Origin of the sequence: Cryobacterium arcticum, from assembly GCF_001679725.1 — a bacterium.
GTDB lineage: Bacteria > Actinomycetota > Actinomycetes > Actinomycetales > Microbacteriaceae > Cryobacterium > Cryobacterium arcticum_A.
On record NZ_CP016282.1, the window covers coordinates 1,935,716 to 1,954,454 of the forward strand.

The 18,739-nt window shown below is 66.7% G+C and carries 18 protein-coding genes; 10 read left to right on the forward strand and 8 right to left on the reverse strand.

The window, feature by feature from the left end; genetic code table 11:
* The first annotated feature begins 65 nt into the window (after positions 1-65).
* Positions 66-1,202, forward strand: coding sequence for an alkaline phosphatase family protein (locus PA27867_RS08635; protein ID WP_066595318.1), 1,137 nt, complete (start codon positions 66-68; stop codon positions 1,200-1,202).
* 72 nt (positions 1,203-1,274) lie between these two features.
* On the opposite strand, the gene PA27867_RS08640 is transcribed toward PA27867_RS08635, so the two are convergent.
* On the reverse strand, positions 1,275-1,871 hold the full coding sequence (locus PA27867_RS08640; protein ID WP_066595321.1) for a DUF3043 domain-containing protein: 597 nt from the start codon (positions 1,869-1,871) through the stop codon (positions 1,275-1,277).
* A gap of 39 nt (positions 1,872-1,910) precedes the next feature.
* On the opposite strand from PA27867_RS08640, the gene PA27867_RS08645 reads away from it, so the two are divergent.
* From PA27867_RS08645 to PA27867_RS08665, 5 genes are all read left to right on the forward strand, one after another.
* Positions 1,911-3,353 carry a dipeptidase gene (locus tag PA27867_RS08645; protein WP_420480694.1) on the forward strand — a complete coding sequence of 481 codons (1,443 nt, stop codon included), beginning with the start codon at positions 1,911-1,913 and terminating at the stop codon, positions 3,351-3,353.
* Positions 3,354-3,481: 128 nt separating this feature from the next.
* Entirely contained in the window at positions 3,482-3,838 is a 357-nt protein-coding gene (locus PA27867_RS08650; RefSeq protein ID WP_066595323.1) for a HesB/IscA family protein, read from the forward strand.
* Between the two features lie 266 nt (positions 3,839-4,104).
* A complete protein-coding gene (gene coxB, locus PA27867_RS08655) occupies positions 4,105-4,992 on the forward strand; it encodes a cytochrome c oxidase subunit II (RefSeq protein ID WP_120336996.1) in 888 nt (295 codons plus the stop codon).
* A 3-nt stretch (positions 4,993-4,995) separates the two neighbouring features.
* Complete coding sequence (ctaD, locus tag PA27867_RS08660; protein ID WP_066595327.1) at positions 4,996-6,732, forward strand: cytochrome c oxidase subunit I; 1,737 nt, start codon at positions 4,996-4,998, stop codon at positions 6,730-6,732.
* Positions 6,733-7,155, forward strand: coding sequence for a cytochrome c oxidase subunit 4 (locus PA27867_RS08665; protein WP_066595329.1), 423 nt, complete (start codon positions 6,733-6,735; stop codon positions 7,153-7,155).
* A 76-nt stretch (positions 7,156-7,231) separates the two neighbouring features.
* Here PA27867_RS08665 and PA27867_RS08670 read toward each other — a convergent pair whose 3' ends face one another.
* The 5 genes from PA27867_RS08670 to PA27867_RS08690 all read right to left on the reverse strand — a co-directional run bounded on the left by PA27867_RS08670 (position 7,232) and on the right by PA27867_RS08690 (position 12,418).
* On the reverse strand, positions 7,232-8,053 hold the full coding sequence (locus tag PA27867_RS08670; protein ID WP_236900886.1) for a hypothetical protein: 822 nt from the start codon (positions 8,051-8,053) through the stop codon (positions 7,232-7,234).
* A 103-nt stretch (positions 8,054-8,156) separates the two neighbouring features.
* Positions 8,157-9,755, reverse strand: a complete 1,599-nt coding sequence (locus PA27867_RS08675) for a cytochrome b (protein WP_157109340.1) — start codon at positions 9,753-9,755, stop codon at positions 8,157-8,159.
* A 14-nt stretch (positions 9,756-9,769) separates the two neighbouring features.
* On the reverse strand, positions 9,770-10,843 hold the full coding sequence (locus tag PA27867_RS08680; protein ID WP_066595333.1) for a ubiquinol-cytochrome c reductase iron-sulfur subunit: 1,074 nt from the start codon (positions 10,841-10,843) through the stop codon (positions 9,770-9,772).
* Between the two features lie 69 nt (positions 10,844-10,912).
* The gene (locus PA27867_RS08685) at positions 10,913-11,725 is read right to left on the reverse strand and encodes a cytochrome c (RefSeq protein ID WP_066595335.1); all 813 of its coding nucleotides are present in this window, start codon (positions 11,723-11,725) and stop codon (positions 10,913-10,915) included.
* 24 nt (positions 11,726-11,749) lie between these two features.
* Positions 11,750-12,418 (reverse strand): cytochrome c oxidase subunit 3, encoded by a 669-nt coding sequence (locus PA27867_RS08690; RefSeq protein WP_084020907.1) that lies wholly within the window; start codon positions 12,416-12,418, stop codon positions 11,750-11,752.
* Positions 12,419-12,522: 104 nt separating this feature from the next.
* On the opposite strand from PA27867_RS08690, the gene trpD reads away from it, so the two are divergent.
* Positions 12,523-13,575, forward strand: a complete 1,053-nt coding sequence (gene trpD / locus PA27867_RS08695; protein ID WP_066595339.1) for an anthranilate phosphoribosyltransferase — start codon at positions 12,523-12,525, stop codon at positions 13,573-13,575.
* 75 nt (positions 13,576-13,650) lie between these two features.
* Here the strand turns inward: trpD and glpK are convergent, their stop codons facing one another.
* Complete coding sequence (gene glpK, locus PA27867_RS08700; RefSeq protein WP_066595341.1) at positions 13,651-15,165, reverse strand: glycerol kinase GlpK; 1,515 nt, start codon at positions 15,163-15,165, stop codon at positions 13,651-13,653.
* Positions 15,166-15,312: 147 nt separating this feature from the next.
* The gene (locus PA27867_RS08705) at positions 15,313-16,029 is read right to left on the reverse strand and encodes an MIP/aquaporin family protein (protein WP_066595343.1); all 717 of its coding nucleotides are present in this window, start codon (positions 16,027-16,029) and stop codon (positions 15,313-15,315) included.
* A gap of 282 nt (positions 16,030-16,311) precedes the next feature.
* Between PA27867_RS08705 and dhaK the strand changes: the two genes are divergently transcribed.
* From dhaK to dhaM, 3 genes are read left to right on the forward strand one after another with little or no spacing between them, the layout of a single operon-like run.
* Positions 16,312-17,313 carry a dihydroxyacetone kinase subunit DhaK gene (gene dhaK / locus PA27867_RS08710; RefSeq protein WP_066599473.1) on the forward strand — a complete coding sequence of 334 codons (1,002 nt, stop codon included), beginning with the start codon at positions 16,312-16,314 and terminating at the stop codon, positions 17,311-17,313.
* A 10-nt stretch (positions 17,314-17,323) separates the two neighbouring features.
* The gene (dhaL, locus tag PA27867_RS08715; protein ID WP_066595348.1) at positions 17,324-17,962 is read left to right on the forward strand and encodes a dihydroxyacetone kinase subunit DhaL; all 639 of its coding nucleotides are present in this window, start codon (positions 17,324-17,326) and stop codon (positions 17,960-17,962) included.
* 2 nt (positions 17,963-17,964) lie between these two features.
* Positions 17,965-18,699, forward strand: a complete 735-nt coding sequence (gene dhaM / locus PA27867_RS08720; protein WP_066595349.1) for a dihydroxyacetone kinase phosphoryl donor subunit DhaM — start codon at positions 17,965-17,967, stop codon at positions 18,697-18,699.
* Positions 18,700-18,739 lie beyond the last annotated feature (40 nt).

The window sequence follows — 18,739 nt, forward strand, 5'->3', positions numbered from 1 at the left end:
CAGGCTGATGCGCACGGACGTGCGCGAAGAATACGTGCGGCCTCGTCTATGTCAGACTGGGCCAGATGTCCCCTATGCTACCGGTCCGGCCTTTCAGTGCCGTTCGCCTTGCCGATGTCCTGACAAGTTCGCTGGCATCGCTGCAGAGCGCCCCGAACCCGCTGGGCCTGCCGTCTGCGGCCCGCGCCGTCGTGGTCCTGGCCGACGGACTCGGGGTCGCCAACCTCCGGGCCAGGGCGGGGCATGCCCGCTTCCTCACCGCGCATCTGGCCAAGGCCGACGCCGTGGACGGCGTCTTCCCGGCCACGACGGCAGCGGGGATCGCCTCGTTGACCACCGGGCTGGCGCCCGGCGCGCACGGGTTGGTGGGGTACCGGGTCCTCGACTCCGCGAACGACCGGGTCGTCAACCAGCTCACCGGGTGGGACGACCGGATGGAGCCGCTCAGCTGGCAGCCGCAGCCCACGGTCTTCGACGCGGCCGACGCGGCCGGCATCCCGAGTTTCGCGGTCGGACCGAAACGGTTCGCCGACTCCGGCTTCAGTCAGGCCGTGCTCCGCGGTGCACGGTATGTCCCGGCCGAGTCCATCGCGGCCCGGTTCGGGGCCGCCCGGGAGATCCTCGACGCCGAGCCCCGTGCGCTCATCTACCTGTACGTTCCGGAGCTCGACATCGCTGCACACGCGCACGGCTGGGAGTCCGGCCGGTGGCTGACCCAGTTGGAGAGCCTCGATGCCGAGATGGCCCGCGCGGCGGCCGGCCTCCGCGCCGACGAAGGGCTCATCCTCACGGCGGACCACGGTGTTGTGGACGTCCCCGCTGCCAAGCAGGTGCTCTTCGACACGGTGCCAGAGCTCGTCGCCGGCGTGCGTCACATCGGCGGCGACCCACGGTGCCTGCACCTCTACACCGAGCCGGGCGTGGACGCGGATGCCTTGGCCGAGGCCTGGCGGTCGGTCGAGGGGGAGCGGGCCTGGGTGTTCACCCGGGCAGAAGCCATGGACGCCGGCCTCTTCGGCATGGTGCGGCCCGACGCCGCCAGCCGGATCGGCGATGTCATCGTGGCCGCCCGCAAGCTCATCGCCTACTACGACTCCCGGGAACCGAACCAGTCGGCCCGGAACATGGTCGGTCAGCATGGTTCGCTCACCGATGAGGAACTTCGCGTGCCGGTGATCCGCCTGGGCGCCTACCGGCGCTGACCGGCGTGAACGACGAAGCCCCTCACACGCGTCGCGTGGAGGGGCAGGTCGTACGAGAACGGCTCGTGAGGATCAGGCGGGGTACTGTCCGCGCTTGACCTGGGGCTTGGGCAGACGCATGACCCGCAGCTGGAGGGCGCGCATGGCCGCGTACCAGCGCACGCGCTCGGCCCGGTCGGCGCCGAACTTGGCCTCGATCTTCTTGGTCAGGATGAAGCCCAGAATGATGCAGTCCACGATCGCGACGAGGAAGAACGCCCACAGGGCGAGGATGCCGTAGGTCTGCACCGAGGGGTCGGGGAAGAACGTGAGCAGGATGACCAGGAACATGACCGGGATCATGAACTCGCCCACGTTGAACCTGGCGTCGATGTAGTCGCGCGCGAAGCGCTTCTGCGGGCCGCGTTCACGCAGCGGAAGGTACTTGTCCTCGCCGGCGGCCATGCCGAGCCGGGCCCGTTCGCGGGCCTCGGCGGACTTGGCCCTGGCCTGCTTCGCGGCGAGCTTGCGGTCCTCCGGAACCAGCGGCCGCTTGTTGGCGGCCTCCTGGACACGGCGACTCGGGGTCGGCTGGCCCTTGCCCGTCGGCGTGCCCGCGAGGCGAGCCTTCGTCTGGTCGACGGTCTCGATCGACGGTTCTGCGTCGGGGTTTACAGGTTGCTTAGCCACATCAATTCCTTGCAGTCAGGTTGCCTTAAGATTACTCGCATGATGGATACCGTGGAGACAGCAGCAGGAATCACTCAGCCGGACGCCGACGGGCCGCTCGATTCTGGGTTGCGGAACGCGGTCGAGCAGGAGCTCCCGCGCACGCTCGCCGACCTGTGTGCGCTTGTCCGCATCCCGTCGGTGTCCTGGGCCGCCTTCGATCGCGAACACGTGCGCACCAGCGCCGAGGCCGTCGCAGCCCTGGTGAGCGAGATCGGGATTTTCGACTCCGTGACCGTGACGCAGGCGGGGATCCCCGGATCTGACGAACTGGGCCAGCCGGCCATTCTCGCCACCCGGGCGGCCAGGAACGGTCGGCCGACTGTGCTGCTCTACGCCCACCACGACGTGCAGCCTCCCGGGCAGGACGAGCACTGGGAATCGCCGCCGTTCGAGCCGACAGTTCGCGGTGACCGGCTGTACGGGCGCGGTGCCGCGGACGACAAGGCCGGGGTGATGGCCCACATCGCCGCCCTGCGCGGCCTCGTCGCCGTGACCGGCGGCGACATCGACCTGGGCCTGGCGCTCTTCATCGAGGGGGAGGAGGAGTTCGGCAGTCGTTCCTTCGCCACATTCCTCAGCGAGAACAAGGACGCCCTCCGTGCCGACGCCATCGTCGTGGCCGATTCCAACAACTGGGATGTCGACACTCCCGCCATCACCATCGGGCTCCGTGGCAACGTGACCTTCCGCCTCACCGTGAGCACGCTGGCGCACGCCTCGCACTCCGGTATGTTCGGCGGCGCCGTCCCCGACGCCATGCTGGCAACCATCCGACTGCTCGGCACCCTGTACGCGGAGGACGGATCCGTCGCCGTCGCCGGGCTCACCAGCCACGACGCGCCCACCCCGCCATACGCCGAGGACGCCCTGCGGGACGAGACGGGCCTGCTGCCCGGGGTGTCTCCCATCGGGCACGGCTCGATCCTCAGCCGCATCTGGTCCCAGCCGGCCCTCACGGTCACCGGCATCGACGGGCCCACCGTCGCCAACGCCTCCAACACCCTGACGCCGTCGGTCAGCGTGCAGATCAGCGTGCGCATCGCTCCCGGACAGTCCGCCGTCGAGGCCGCGGGACTGATCGAGGCGCATCTGCGTGAGCACGCGCCCTTCGGCGCCCACATCGACATCGACGACCTCGACACCGGGGAACCGTTCCTGGTGGACACCGATGGCTGGGCGGTGGCCGAGACGCGCCTGGCCATGACAGCGGCCTGGGGAGTGGAGCCTGTGGATATCGGTGTCGGCGGTTCGATTCCGTTCATCGCCGACCTGGTCCGGGAGTTCCCGGAGGCGCAGATTCTCGTCACCGGCGTTGAGGACCCGGATTCCCGGGCGCACAGCCCGAACGAGTCCCTGCACCTGGGGGTGTTCAAACGGGCGATCCTCAGTGAAGCCTTCCTGCTCGGCCGCCTCAACGGGCGCACGGGTTCCACCGACTGAATCCCGCTCCCTGCCCGTCCAGCCGTTTCCGGGTAACGGCAGGTAGGATGAATAGCATTCGCCGTGCGGATTCCCCGTCATCGAGGGAGGCCGCCGGATGCGAAAACCGGATAATACCGAGGAGAACCATGACCGACACGATCGAAACCCGCACCGAAGCCCACGGGGTCGGCCTCACGGATGTCGCTGCCCAGAAGGTACGCAGCCTGCTCACCCAGGAGGGTCGCGAAGACCTGCGCCTGCGGGTGGCCGTGCAGCCCGGCGGATGCTCCGGCCTGATCTACCAGCTCTACTTCGACGAGCGCACCCTCGAGGGTGACGCGGTCAGGGACTACGACGGTGTCGAGGTCGTCGTCGACAAGATGAGCGTGCCCTACCTGGAAGGTGCCTCGATCGACTTCGAGGACACCATCCAGAAGCAGGGTTTCACCATCGACAACCCGAACGCCGGCGGCAGCTGCGCCTGTGGGGATTCGTTCCACTAACAGCCGCCCCGCCACGTCGCACACCCAGGGAGACCATCCATCGGATGGTCTCCCTGTGGCCTATCAGGCGGACTCGCCGCTCTGTCGATCAGCCCCCGGAATGGGGACCGGAACAGGCCCTTCGACCCTTGCGCTCGGTACCCAATCGTAAGGAAAACTTCGGCTGACGGGCCCCGCTTGCACTCCGCGGCAACCGACCCGGAGTAGGCTAGAGATGATAAATGCACTTCCTGTGTAGTGCCCTCACGTCTCCCGAAAGGTCACCGGTGCTCAGAAACCGCCGTCTCCGATGGGCCGCCATTCCGGTCGCAGCAACGCTCGCTCTTGTTCTCGCCGGATGCAGTCAGGCCGAACTCAACGGGTACCTGCCCGGCTTCGTCGAGGGTGAGGCGCCGGTAACGAACAACACCGAGCGCGTCTCCGGTCTGTGGACCACCTCGTGGATCGTCCTGCTCATCGTGGGCCTGATCACGTGGGGCCTGACCATCTGGGCCGTCGTCGTGTACCGCCGTCGCAAGGGCCAGACCGGCCTGCCGGTGCAGCTGCGCTACAACATGCCGATCGAGATCTTCTACACGATCGTGCCGCTCATCCTGGTGCTGGGCTTCTTCGCCTTCACCGCCCGTGACCAGAACGCCATCGAGGCCCGTTTCGACGAGCCCGACGTGAAGATCGAGGTCATCGGCAAGCAGTGGGCCTGGGACTTCAACTACGTCACCGACGATGTCTTCACGCAGGGCATCCAGGGGCAGCCAGACCTCGAGGGTGAGAAGGGTGCGCTCGTCGAATCCGAGCTGCCGACCCTCGTCCTCCCGGTGGGCAAGAAGATCGAGATCGCCCTCGAGGCCCGCGACGTCATCCACTCCTTCTGGGTCATCGACTTCCTCTACAAGAAGGACATGATCCCCGGCAAGACCAACTACATGTCGGTCATCCCCGAACGCATCGGCACCTACGCCGGCAAGTGCGCGGAGCTCTGCGGTGAGTACCACTCCCTGATGCTCTTCAACGTCGATGTGGTCTCCGAGGCCGACTATGAAGCGTACGTCGACTCCCTGCGGGCGGCCGGCAATGACGGCCAGGTCTCCAACGAGTACGACCGCAACTCGAATCTCCCGGGCACCGGCGCCCCGACGGCTGAGGAAGGCAACTAGACCATGAGCACAGCAACCGCTCCGGCCGGCGCACCCGTCGCCTCACCGGCTCCTCGCCCCACCGGCGTCGACCGCAAGGGCAACATCGTCGTCCGGTGGATCACCTCCACCGACCACAAGGTCATCGGGTACATGTACCTGATCACCTCGTTCATCTACTTCTGCCTGGGCGGGGTGATGGCGCTCGTCATGCGCGCCCAGCTCTTCGAGCCCGGCCTGCAGATCGTGCAGACGAAGGAACAGTACAACCAGCTCTTCACCATGCACGGCACGATCATGCTGCTGATGTTCGCGACGCCGTTGTTCTTCGGGTTCGCCAACGCGCTCATGCCCCTCCAGATCGGTGCCCCGGACGTCGCGTTCCCGCGGCTGAACGCGTTCTCGTTCTGGCTGTTCTTCTTCGGCAGCCTGATCGCCGTCGGCGGCTTCCTCACCCCCCAGGGTGCGGCCTCGTTCGGGTGGTTCGCGTATCAACCGCTGGCCTCGACCACGTTCTCGCCGGGAATCGGCGGCAACCTCTGGATGGTCGGCCTGGGCCTGTCCGGGTTCGGCACCATCCTCGGTGGCGTGAACTTCATCACCACGATCATCACCATGCGTGCCCCCGGCATGACCATGTTCCGGATGCCCATCTTCACCTGGAACACCCTCGTCACGTCACTGCTGATCCTGATGGCTTTCCCGGTCCTCGCCGCGGCCATGCTCGCCGCCGCCAGCGACCGGATCTTCCTCTCGCACATCTACGACCCGGCAAACGGCGGAGCCATCCTCTGGCAGCACCTGTTCTGGTTCTTCGGTCACCCCGAGGTGTACATCATCGCGCTGCCGTTCTTCGGTATCGTCAGCGAGGTCTTCCCGGTCTTCAGCCGGAAGCCCATCTTCGGCTACAAGACGCTGATCTACGCGACCATCTCCATCGCCGCGCTGTCCGTCACGGTGTGGGCGCACCACATGTACGTGACCGGATCGGTGCTGCTGCCGTTCTTCTCGCTGATGACGATGCTCATCGCGGTTCCCACCGGCGTGAAGATCTTCAACTGGATCGGCACCATGTGGCGGGGCTCGATCACCTTCGAGACCCCCATGCTCTGGGCCATCGGCTTCCTCATCACCTTCACCTTCGGTGGGCTCACCGGTGTGATCCTCGCGTCGCCGCCGCTGGACTTCCACGTCTCCGACACGTACTTCGTCGTCGCGCACTTCCACTACGTCGTGTTCGGCACCGTCGTGTTCGCCATGTTCAGCGGTTTCTACTTCTGGTGGCCCAAGTGGACCGGCAAGATGCTGAACGAGCGCCTGGGTAAGTGGCACTTCTGGCTGCTGTTCATCGGTTTCCACACCACCTTCCTCGTGCAGCACTGGCTCGGTGTCGTGGGTATGCCCCGTCGGTACGCTTCGTACCTGCCCGAAGACGGTTTCACCTGGATGAACCAGCTGTCCACGGTGGGGTCGATGATTCTGGCCGTCTCGATGATCCCGTTCTTCCTGAACGTGTACATCACCGCCCGCTCGGCTCCGAAGGTCACCGTGAACGACCCGTGGGGCTTCGGCGCCTCCCTGGAATGGGCGACCTCGTGCCCGCCGCCGCGGCACAACTTCACGTCGATCCCGCGGATCCGCTCCGAGCGTCCTGCCTTCGACCTGAACCACCCCGAGGCCGGCATGCCCGTCGGTATCGGCCCGGCGAAAGACGCCCCCGACGCCCCGACGTACGATGCCGCATCGGAAGAGGTCAAGTAGATGAATGCCAATATCAAGCTGTACTGGATCCTGGCTGTCTTCTTCGCCCTCCTCACGGCCGTCTACGTGGTCTGGAGTCTCGTTGATCCGCTGCACGGCAGAATCGAGTGGGTCGGCACCTTCGGCATCGCCCTGAGCGGTGTGCTGGTGGCGTTCGTCGCCTTCTACCTGTCCAAGGTGCACCAGGCCCAGGGCGGCGAGCTGCCCGAGGACACCCTCAGCGCGAACATCGACGACGGTGACCCCGAGATGGGCTTCTTCAGCCCCTGGAGCTGGTGGCCCATCATGCTGGCGGCGAGTGCGGCTCTGCTGTTCCTCGGTCTCGCGGCGGGGTTCTGGATTGCCTACATCGGGATCGGTATCGGCGTGATCAGCCTCGTCGGTTGGGTCTACGAGTACTACCGGGGCCTCTTCGCCCGCTGATAGCCAGAAATAGGCGCCAGTGACCATCTCGGTCACTGGCGCCTTTTTGTGTCCCCATCCGGGAGCGTGGGCGCCGTCAGGCTCCGGTACGACGGAAGCCGAGCAACCGGAACGCGACCGTGACGTCGGTGGGCGCTGCCGCTGCCGAGGGCGCAGGGGAGCCGGTGTGGTGGGAGGACGGTCCCATGCCGATGAGCGCGCCGACGTCGGAGGGCGAGAGGGAGAGCACCGTCGAGATGTCCTGGGTGGACTCCAACCGGAAGCCGCCGGCCAGGCTCTCGACCAGGGCGTCGGTCTTGTTGGCGTGCACGTCGAGCGCGAGGCCGGCCGCGCGCAGCTCCTGCAGGTGGCTCGGGTGCGGCACCACCACGGCCAGGAGGCCGTCGGGGGTGAGGATGCGGTGGAATTCGCTCGCATTGCGGGGAGCAAAGACGTTGATGATCACGTCGGCCGCCGCATCGCGGATCGGCAGGGGCGACCACACATCGGCCACCAGACCGGCCGTGTGCGCCGTGGCGGGCTCTGGGCCGCCGGGATCTGCCGGGGGTGTGGCGCTGCGAAGGGTGCGGCTGACAGCCACGGGGGACAGGTCGACGGCCAGCGCGCGGAGGTCGGCCGACGGTCCGCCGGCGTCGGAGGACGCTTCGAGAACGGACAGGACGCCGCGGAGGTAGTAGCCGGTGCCGCAGCCGATGTCGACTACGCGGCGGGGATGGCCGGCTCCAACCAGGCTGCTCAGGGCGTCCCGGAGCTCCGTGTACCAGCCTTTCTCCAGGAAGGCCTCCCGGGCGTCCAGCATGGCCGCCGAGTCGCCGATGAGTTTGGTTGAGCCGCTGAGCAGCGAGGCGTAGCCGCGACGATTGACGTCGAAGCGGTGCCCTGCAGTGCAGCCGAGCACCCGGTCGCTGTGGGGGGAGAGGTCACGGAAACAGTTCGGGCACCGAAGCCACTCCGACAGGGTCTGGAGTGGCTTCGGTGCCCGAATGCGGTCACCCGTGTGGCTAGTGGTGATCGCCGTGGCTCTCTTCGATTTCCTTGGTGCCCACCGGAGCGATCCGGTCTTCGAAGAACCAGCGGGACAGACCCGCACGGACCTTCTGCACGGCGGAGATCTTCCCCTGGGCGTTCGGCTTCACCGTCAACGGCTTGTAGTCGTTGTAGCTCACCAGCTTCCAGCGCTCGTACTCGTCGACGGGCTGGTGCACCTCGATGTACTCGCCGCCGGGGAGGCGGACGATGCGGCCGGACTCGTAGCCGTGCAGCACGATCTCACGGTCCTTCTTCTGCAGGGCCAGGCAGACGCGCTTGGTGATGAAGTACGCGATGAAAGGGCCGAGGATGACGACGGCCTGCAGGGTGTGGATCACGCCCTCCATCGTCAGCTTGAAGTGCGTGGCGATGATGTCCGACGACGCCGCGGCCCAGAGGCCCGCGTAGAACGTGACACCGGCGGCGCCGATCGCCGTGCGGGTCGGAGCATTGCGCGGGCGGTCCAGGATGTGGTGCTCGCGCTTGTCGCCCGTGACCCAGGCCTCGAGGAACGGGTAGAACAGCACCACGGCGATGAACAGGCCCAGGCCCACCAGGGGGATCAGGATGTTGAACGACCAGGTGTGTCCGAGCCAGACCATCTCGAGTCCCGGCGGAATCAGTCGAAGGGCACCGTCGGCGAAGCCGATGTACCAGTCCGGCTGCGTGCCGGCGGAAACCGGGGACGGGTCGTACGGTCCGTAGTTCCAGATCGGGTTGATGGTGAAGAACGAGGCCATCAGCATCACGACGCCGAAGACGATGAAGAAGAACCCACCGGCCTTCGCGGCGTAGACCGGAAGCACCGGGTAGCCGACGACGTTGTTGTTGGTGCGACCGGCTCCGGGGTACTGGGTGTGCTTGTGCACAACCACGAAGAGCAAGTGCATGGCTATGAGCGCCACGATGATCGCCGGCAGCAGCAGGATGTGCAGGGAGTACAGCCGGCCCACGATGTCGGTGCCCGGGAACTCGCCGCCGAAGAGGAGGAACGAGATCCAGGTGCCCACAACGGGGATGCCCTTGACCATGCCGTCGATGATGCGGAGACCGTTTCCGGAGAGCAGGTCGTCGGGGAGCGAGTAGCCGGTGAAGCCCTCTGCCATGGCGAGGATGAAGAGCACGAAGCCGATCACCCAGTTGAGTTCACGCGGCTTGCGGAAAGCACCCGTGAAGTAGATGCGCAGCATGTGCAGGCCGATGGAGGCCACGAACAGCAGGGCCGCCCAGTGGTGCACCTGGCGCATCAGAAGTCCGCCGCGCACATCGAAGGAGATATCCAGCGATGAGGCCATGGCCACCGACATCTCCACGCCCTTGAGCGGGACGTAGGAACCGTCGTAGTGCACTTCCGCCATCGACGCCTGGAAGAAGAACGTCAGGAAAGACCCCGAGAGCAGGATGATGACGAAGCTGTACAGCGCCACCTCACCCAGCAGGAAGGACCAGTGGTCGGGGAAGATCTTGCGACCCAGTTCCTTGACTGCGGTGGAGATGCTCGTGCGCTCGTCGATGTAGTTGGCCGCGGCGCCGGTGAAGCCGCCGGACTTCTTCGTCTCGGCGGGTTTCATGTCAGTTGTCGTACTCACTGTCGCTCCCAAAAGCTCGGTCCGACTGGTTCAAGGAAATCGCTTTGTGCGATCAAGTATCCCTCGGCATCCACCGCAATGGGGAGCTGGGGGAGCGGACGCTTGGCCGGGCCGAAGATGACCTTGGCCTCATCAGCCACGTTGAACTGTGACTGGTGGCAGGGGCAGAGGAGGTGGTGCGTCTGCTGTTCGTAGAGGCCGACGGGGCAACCGACGTGGGTGCAGATCTTGGAGTACGCGACGATGCCGTCGTACGACCAGCTGGCGCGCTCCGGCGACTCGATGAGGTCCTGCGGCTTCATGCGCACGAGGATCACGACCGACTTGGCCTTTTCTTCGAGGCGTCCGTGTTCGAGGTCCATCAGGCCCTCGGGGATCACGGCGAACGAGGAACCCAGGGTGACATCGGATGCCTTGATGGGGGCGCCGGAGGGGTCGAGCGCCAGGCGGGTGCCCTTCTCCCACATGGTCTGCTTGAGCAGGGCCACCGGGTCCTGGTCCTGCGGTGCGAGACCGCGGAACAGCACGACGGCGGGGAGGGGGAAGACCACCAGGGCGCCGATCAGGCTGTTGCGGATCAGCGTGCGGCGGCCGAAGCCGGACTCGGTGTTCGCTTCCTGGAAGATCTCCACGGCGCGCGCACGGGTCTCGTCTGTGCCGCGGACCGGGTGACGCTCGTCGATGCCTTCTTCGTCGTGCATCAGGGCCTTGCCCCAGTGCACAGCGCCGATTCCCAGCGCCAACAGGGCCAGGGCCAGTCCGATGCCGATGAACAGGTTGTTCAGACGGACGGAACCCGGGTCTTCGGGGACGATCGGGAAGATCATGTACGCGGCGATCGCGAACACGCTGCCCACGATCGACAGGTAGAAGAGCGTGTAGACGGCGCGCTCGGCCTGCTTCTCCTTGCGGGGATCCAGGTCGGTGACGCGCGGCCGGTGCGGCGGGAAGCCGGGGTTGGCCACGGCGTCGCGTGCCACGACGGCGGTACCCGCGGCGGCGGTGCCGTGCTCGACGCCCGAAGAGTCGGCAGCGGTCAGGTCCTTTCCGCTGGTCTCATCGCTGGCCATTGTTCTCCTTCAGGGGCGCTGTCTGTGTTCGCTGTGTCAGGTGCGGGGTGGTCATGTGCAGGGTGCCGATCAATTCGATTTCGCCGTGATCCATACGGTCAGGGCCACGATGGCTCCCAGTCCGAAGATCCAGAGGAAGAGGCCTTCGGAGACGGGACCGAGGGAGCCAAGGGCGAATCCGCCCGGCGACGGGTTGTTCTCCACGTACTTGAGGTACGTGATGATGTCGCGCTTGTCTTCCGGCGAGATGTTCATGTCGTTGAAGACCGGCATGTTCTGCGGGCCGGTGACCATGGCCTCGTAGATGTGCTGCGGGGTGACACCCTCCAGGGCCGGGGCGTACTTGCCCTCGGTGAGGGCGCCGCCGGCACCGGCCACGTTGTGGCACATGGCGCAGTTGATGCGGAACAGTTCGGCGCCGGCGGAGGCGTCACCCTGTGCGTCCAGCAGTTCCTGGGCCGGAATAGCCGGTCCGGGGGCGAGGGAGGCGACGTACGCCGCAAGGGCTGCGGTCTGTTCCTCGGTGAACTGGACGGGCTTGACGATCGCCTGTGGGCCGTTGGCCTGCATGGGCATCCGGCCGGTGCCGACCTGGAAGTCGACGGAGGCGGCTCCGACGCCGATCAGGCTGGGTCCGGCTCCGGTGCCCTCGGCGCTGAGGCCGTGGCAGGTGGCGCAGTTCGCGGCGAAGAGCTTTTCGCCCTCGCTGACGGTCTGCTGGGATGCGGTGTCCGTGGCAGCGCTGGCGGTGCCGGTGCTGAACATCGCGTACGCGCCGCCCGTGAAGAGCAGTCCGATGGCGATGAGGGCGACGCTCGCGAGAGGGCTGCGACGGCCGGAACGACGGGACCGTCCGGCGGTAGGTTTCTGAGTCCTGGGCATACTGAGTGTGTCCGCTCCTGCTTGTTATTTAAGAACGTAGATGACCAGGAAGAGCCCGATCCAGACGACGTCGACGAAGTGCCAGTAGTACGAGACCACGATGGCGCTGGTGGCTTCCTTGTGACCGAAGTTCTTGACCGCGAAGCCACGACCGATCACGAGGAGGAAGGCGATGAGGCCACCGGTCACGTGGATGCCGTGGAAACCGGTGGTCAGGTAGAACGCGGAGCCGTAGGCGTTGGACGCCAGCGTGACGCCTTCGGAGACCAGGGTGGCGTACTCGAGCACCTGGCCGGAGACGAAGATCGCGCCGAGGGCGTAGGTGAGGAAGAACCACTCCACCATGCCCCACTGGCTGGGCTTCCATCCGGTGGATCGGGCCTGCAGACGCTCGGCCGCGAAGACGCCGAACTGGCAGGTGATCGAGGACGAAACCAGGATCAGCGTGTTCACCAGGGCGAAGGTGAAGTTGTGCTTCTCCGTCTCGAACTGCCACAACTCTGGCGACGTCGAGCGCAGCGTGAAGTAGATGGCGAAGAGGCCGGCGAAGAACATGACTTCGCTGCCCAGCCAGACAATGGTGCCAACCGCCACGCTGTTGGGCCTGTTCACTACGGGGAGGGTCGCCCGGGGAGTAATTGAGGTCGTCGTCACTATTCCATTATGGCCGATTACCGCACAGGTTTTTCTCATCCTGAAGTGCCATTCGGCCCTAATCGCAGGTTAGGTTAACCTAACTAGTGCCTGATGGCACCGGAAATGCGGGTCCGGGGAGCGTAGATGATTAAGATCGGAGAATGCTCGAATCCCAGTCCTGGCCCAACATTCTCGACGCCCTCCTCAGCGGGGCCGACCTCAGTGTCGCCGATGCCGCTTGGTGCATGGAACGCATCGTGCTCGGAGAAGCTAGCCAGGCGCAGATCGCGGGTTTCCTGATCGCCCTGCGAGCGAAGGGGGAGACGGTCGATGAGATCGTCGGATTCCGGGATGCCATCCTCGACCACGCGGTTCCGCTCAAGGTGGACTCCATGGGCCTGGACATCGTGGGCACGGGTGGCGACAGGTTCGGCACGGTCAATGTGTCCACCATGGCGTCCATCGTCTGCGCGGCGGCGGGTGTTCCCGTGATCAAGCACGGCAACAAGGCCGCCAGCTCGGCCTCCGGCTCCTCGGATGTCCTCTCCGAACTGGGCATCGACCTCAGCCTCTCTGCGGACGTGGTCGCCACCGTTCTGCAGGACACCGGCATCACGTTCGCGTTCGCGGCCGCGTTCCACCCCGGGTTCCGGCATGCCGCCGCCGTGCGCGCCGAGCTGGGCATTCCCACCGTCTTCAACTTCCTCGGTCCCCTCGTCAATCCGGCCCGGCCGGAGGCTTCCGCCGTCGGCGTGGCGGCGCTCGACCGGGTGCCCCTGTTCGTGGGCGTGTTCCAGACCCGCGGCGCCACCGCGCTGGTCTTCCGCGGTGACGACGGCCTGGACGAACTCACCACCACCGGCCACAGCCACGTGTGGGAGGTGTCACGGGGCCTGGTCACCGAGCACGACATCGACCCGCGCGATCTGGGCATCCCGCGGGCCACGATGAGCCAGTTGGTGGGTGGGTCGCCGGCCCACAACGCCTCCGTGGTGCACGCGGTACTCGCGGGGGAGACCGGCCCGGTGCGTGACATCGTGTTGCTGAACGCGGCGGCGGGTCTCGTGGCCTACGACCTCGCCCACGACCCGGCCCAGTCTCAGGTGAGCATCCTGGACCGGTTCCGGGCCAAGCTCGTTGTGGCGGCCGACGCCATCGACTCCGGGGCCGGAGCGGCGAAACTGGCCCAGTGGGTGCACGCCAGTCACGCCTGACCCGGACAGACCAGGGCGCCGCACCCGGCTCGAGAAGAGCGGCGGGTGCGGCGCCGATGGTGAGACTCGTGCGGGCTACAGCACGTCGTCGTCGACCCAGCCGAAGGTCTTGGTGACGGCCTTCTTCCAGTTGCGCAGCTGGCGGGCACTCTCCTCCTCGCTCATCTGCGGGGTCCAGCGGCTGTCCTCCTGCCAGTTCGAGCGCAGTTCGTCCAGGGTGCTCCAGAACCCCGTCGCCAGGCCCGCCGCGTAGGCGGCACCGAGGGCCGTGGTCTCGGCGACCACCGGCCGGATCACCGGCACGCCGATGATGTCGGCCTGGAACTGCATCAGCAGGTTGTTCTTGATCATGCCGCCGTCCACCTTGAGCTCGGTCAGCGGAACCCCGGAGTCGGCGTTGACCGCGTCGAGGACCTCGCGGGTCTGGAAGGCGGTGGCCTCCAGCGCCGCGCGGGCGATGTGGCCCTTGTTCACGAACCGGGTCAGGCCCACGAGCGCGCCACGGGCATCCGACCGCCAGTACGGCGCGAACAGGCCGCTGAACGCCGGCACGAAGTACGCGCCGCCGTTGTCGTCCACGGACGCCGCGAGGGTCTCGATCTCCTCCGAGGAGCCGATCATGCCGAGGTTGTCACGCAGCCACTGCACGAGCGCGCCGGTGACGGCGATGGAGCCCTCGAGCGCGTAGTGCGGTTCGGCGTCGCCGAGCTTGTAGCCGAGCGTGGTGAGCAGGCCGTTCTTGGAGTGGATGATCTCGGTGCCGGTGTTGAAGATCAGGAAGTTACCGGTGCCGTAGGTGTTCTTGGCCTCGCCCTGGTCGAACGCGGCCTGGCCGAAGGTGGCGGCCTGCTGGTCGCCGAGGATGCCGGCGATGGGCACCTCGCGCAGCAGGCTGTGCTCGTTGACGGTGCCGTAGACCTCACTGGAGGAGCGGATCTCGGGCATCATCGAGCGCGGAACCCCGAAGATGCCGAGGATCTCGTCATCCCACTGCAGAGTCTCCAGGTCCATGAACAGCGTGCGGCTGGCGTTGGTGACGTCCGTGGCGTGCACGCCGCCCTCGAGCCCACCGGTGAGGTTCCAGAGCACCCAGGAATCGGTGGTGCCGAACATCAGGTCGCCGGCCTCGGCCTTCTCGCGGGCTCCCTCGACGTTCTCCAGGATCCAGACGATCTTGGTGCCGGAGAAGTAGGTCGCCAGCGGCAGGCCTACTTTCTGCTTGAACCGCTCAACGCCGCCGTCAGCCGCGAACCGGTCGACGATGGGCTGGGTGCGGGTGTCCTGCCAGACGATGGCGTTGTAGACGGGCTTTCCCGTGGTCCGGTCCCAGACCACCGCGGTCTCGCGTTGGTTGGTGATTCCGACCGCGGCGATGTCGTGGCGGGTGAGGTTGGCCTTGGACAGCGCCTGGCCGATGACCTCGCGGGTGTTGTCCCAGATCTCCATCGGGTCGTGCTCGACCCAGCCGGCGCGGGGGAAGATCTGCTCGTGTTCGAGCTGACCGGTGGAGACGATGGAGCCCGCGTGGTCGAAGATGATGGCGCGTGAACTTGTGGTGCCTTGATCGATGGCGAGTACATACTGAGCCATGGTGTACCTCCTTGTACGTTGTGTGATGGCTTGGACAGAACTATAAATCCGTCTGCTGAATGAGTGTGCTGAATCCGGGTGGGCGGCGGGGGAGCCGGTCCGGGCGCGCGAAGCAGGCCGGCTCCCGGGGGAGCCGGCCTGCTTCGGTCACGCCATGATCGGCAGCCAGATCAACGAGGCCCAGCCGGCGAGGAGTCCGCCGATCACGGGACCGACGACCGGAACCCAGGAGTAGGCCCAGTCCGACGAGCCCTTCCCGCGGATCGGCAGGAGGAAGTGCGCGATGCGGGGACTGAGGTCACGGGCCGGGTTGATGGCGTACCCGGTCGGGCCACCGAGCGAGGTGCCGATCACCACAACGAGGATCGCCACGGGCAGGGCGCCCAGGGCGCCGAGGCCGCCGCTGACCCCCTGACGACCGCCGCCGAACGCGATGACCACGAACACCAGCACGAAGGTACCGATGATCTCGGTGACCAGGTTCCAGCCGTACGAGCGGATGGCCGGGCCGGTCGAGAAGGTGCCGAGCTTGTTGGCGGGCTCGGGTTCTTCGTCGTAGTGCTGCTTGTAGGCCAGCCAGACGACCACGGCGCCGAGGAAGGCTCCGAGGAATTCACCAGCCAGATAGACGAGGACCGACAGGAAATTCACCGGTACGCCGAGTCCGAATTCGGTGGCGCCCGATGCGACGAGGCCGAGGGTGACGGCCGGGTTGAGGTGGGCACCCGAGTTGTAGGCGACTGTGACACCGGCGAAGACCGCGAAACCCCAGCCGAAGGTCACCATGAGGAACCCGCCGCCGAAGCCCTTGTTCTTGGTCAGGGCCACGTTGGCCACCACACCACAACCGAGGAGGACGAGCATTCCAGTGCCCAGCACCTCCGACAAAAATACAAGACCGATATTGTCCACGATGACCTTTCTCGTAAGGAGCGAGATGCCGGACGAACCGGAGCAATCCCTTCGCGCTGAGCGATTTTGCAGCTACCATAGCGCGGCCGGAGCCGGAGCGAAATGGACCGGATTGACGGGATCACCTGCCTCTTACCGAGAACAGCCACAGCGCGTAAGTTGTGCAGGGAGCACGGCTGCGTGCCCGGCACGATAGATCCGTGCCGCTCGATTCCGACGAATGAAGGAATGGTCATGAAAAAACTTGTCAACGACCCGAAGAACGTTGTCGTCGAGGCCGTCGCCGGCTTCGGTGCGGCGCACGGCGATATCGTGCGGGTGTCCCTTGATCCGGTGTTCATCGTTCGGACCGACGCTCCGGTCGCCGGCAAGGTGGGGATCGTCAGCGGGGGCGGCAGCGGGCACGAGCCGCTGCACGGCGGTTTCGTCGGCTTCGGAATGCTGGACGCCGCGGTCCCCGGGGCCGTGTTCACCTCGCCGACACCCGACCCGATCCTGGCGGCCACCAAGGCCGTCGACGGGGGAGCCGGGGTGCTCCACATCGTGAAGAACTACACCGGTGACGTGCTCAACTTCGAGACGGCTGCAGACCTCGCCGCGGCGGATGAGATCGAGGTGCGTTCGGTGATCGTCAACGACGACGTCGCCGTGAAGGACTCGCTGTACACCGCCGGGCGCCGGGGGGTCGCCGGCACGGTCCTGGTCGAGAAGATCGCCGGAGCTGCCGCCGAGCGGGGCGACGATCTGTCCGCGGTGGCGACCGTGGCCGAGAAGGTCATCGGGCAGGTGCGCTCGATGGGAGTCGCCCTGACCCCCTGCGTGGTGCCGCACGCCGGCGAGCCGAGCTTCACCCTGGCCGACGACGAGATCGAGATCGGCATCGGCATCCACGGTGAGCCCGGCCGGGAACGCATCAAACTGGAACCGGCCGACGCCATCGTGGACCGGATTCTCGGCCCGATCCTGGACGACATCCCCTTCGTATCGGGCGACCGGGTCCTGTTGTTCGTGAACGGAATGGGCGGGACGCCTCAGGTTGAGCTGTACATTGTATTCCGACGGGCCGCCGAAGTTCTCGCCGAACGAGGCATCGAGGTGACACGCACGCTCGTCGGCAATTTCACAACATCACTGGAGATGCAGGGCATGTCGATCACGGTTCTCAAACTCGATGACGAGTTGACCGCCCTGTGGGACGCTCCGGTGCACACAGCCGCACTGCGGTGGGGAAAGTAGGGATGACCGGATGAGCGTAGACGTCGCTTGGGCAGAAGCCTGGATCAGGAACAGTGCACGGGTTCTCTCAGAGAACCGTGCCGAGTTGAACACCTTGGACCGGGAGATCGGCGACGGTGACCACGGCGAGAACATGGACAGGGGCTTCCAGGCCATGCTGTCCAAGCTCGATGCCGCGACCGACGCCGGCACTCCGGCGGAACTGCTCAAGACCCTCGCGGCGACGCTCATCTCCACCGTGGGCGGGGCCGCCGGCCCGCTCTACGGCACGGCCTATCTCAAGGCCGCCGCGGCCGTGGCCGGCGCCGCCGCCCTGGACGGGCCCGCCGTGGTCGCTCTGCTCACGGCAGGGCGGGACGGCATCGTCCTGCGCGGCAAGGCCGAGTCCGGTGACAAGACCATGGTTGACGCGTGGACCCCGGCGGTGGACGCCGCAACGGCGGCCGAGGCCGCCGGCGAGAGCCCCGAGAGGATCCTGGCCGCGGCGGCGGACGCGGCCGACGCCGGCGCAGCAGCCACGGTTCCCTTGATCGCCCGCAAGGGCCGAGCCAGCTATCTGGGGGAGCGCTCGATCGGTCACCTGGACCCCGGTGCCCGGTCCACGGCGCTGATCCTGCGCTGCGCGTCCGACGCGGCCGCGCAGTCCTGACCATGTCGGACTCCGTGGCGGCGGGCGCCGCTCAGCCGGCGCCTCGCGTGGGCATCGTTTTCGTCTCGCACAGCGCCGAGATCGCCTCCGGTCTAGTGACACTGGCTCGCCAGATGGCGCCTGAGGCGACGTTGGTTGCCGCCGGCGGCCGGGACGATGACGGCATCGGTACCAGCTTCGACAAGATCGTCGCAGGCCTCGCCCGGGCCGACGGCGGCGGCGGTGTCGTCGTCCTGTGTGACCTGGGGTCCGCCATCCTGACCGCCGAGACGGCGATCGAGTTCCTCGACGACGACGTGCGCTCCCACGTGCGCATCGCGGATGCCCCGCTCGTCGAGGGTGGCGTGGCCGCAGCGGTTGCCGCTCAAATCGGCGGTGACCTCGACTCCGTGCTGCGGGCGGCCGAGTCCGCCGGCGGGTCCTCGAGCGTCGAGCCGGCGTCGCCCGTCGACGCAGAACGATCCGGGGAGAGCTCCGGGGGAGCCGTGGTGCGGACGGTGACGTTGCGCAACCGGGACGGTCTGCACGCGCGCCCCGCGGCGGACTTCGTCAAGCTGGCCAGCACCTTCGACGCCCCGGTGAGTGTCAACGGCAAGGACGCCCACAGCCTCCTCGGCATCATGTCGCTCGGTCTGACGCGGGGGATGAGCGTCGAGATCTCCGGGCCTGACGAACGCTCGCGGGCGGCCGTCGAGGCGCTGGCGGCCCTGATCGAGACCGGTTTCGGCGAGGAATGAGCGGATCCGGACGCGCTCGGGCCTAGTCCACCGGCGCTGC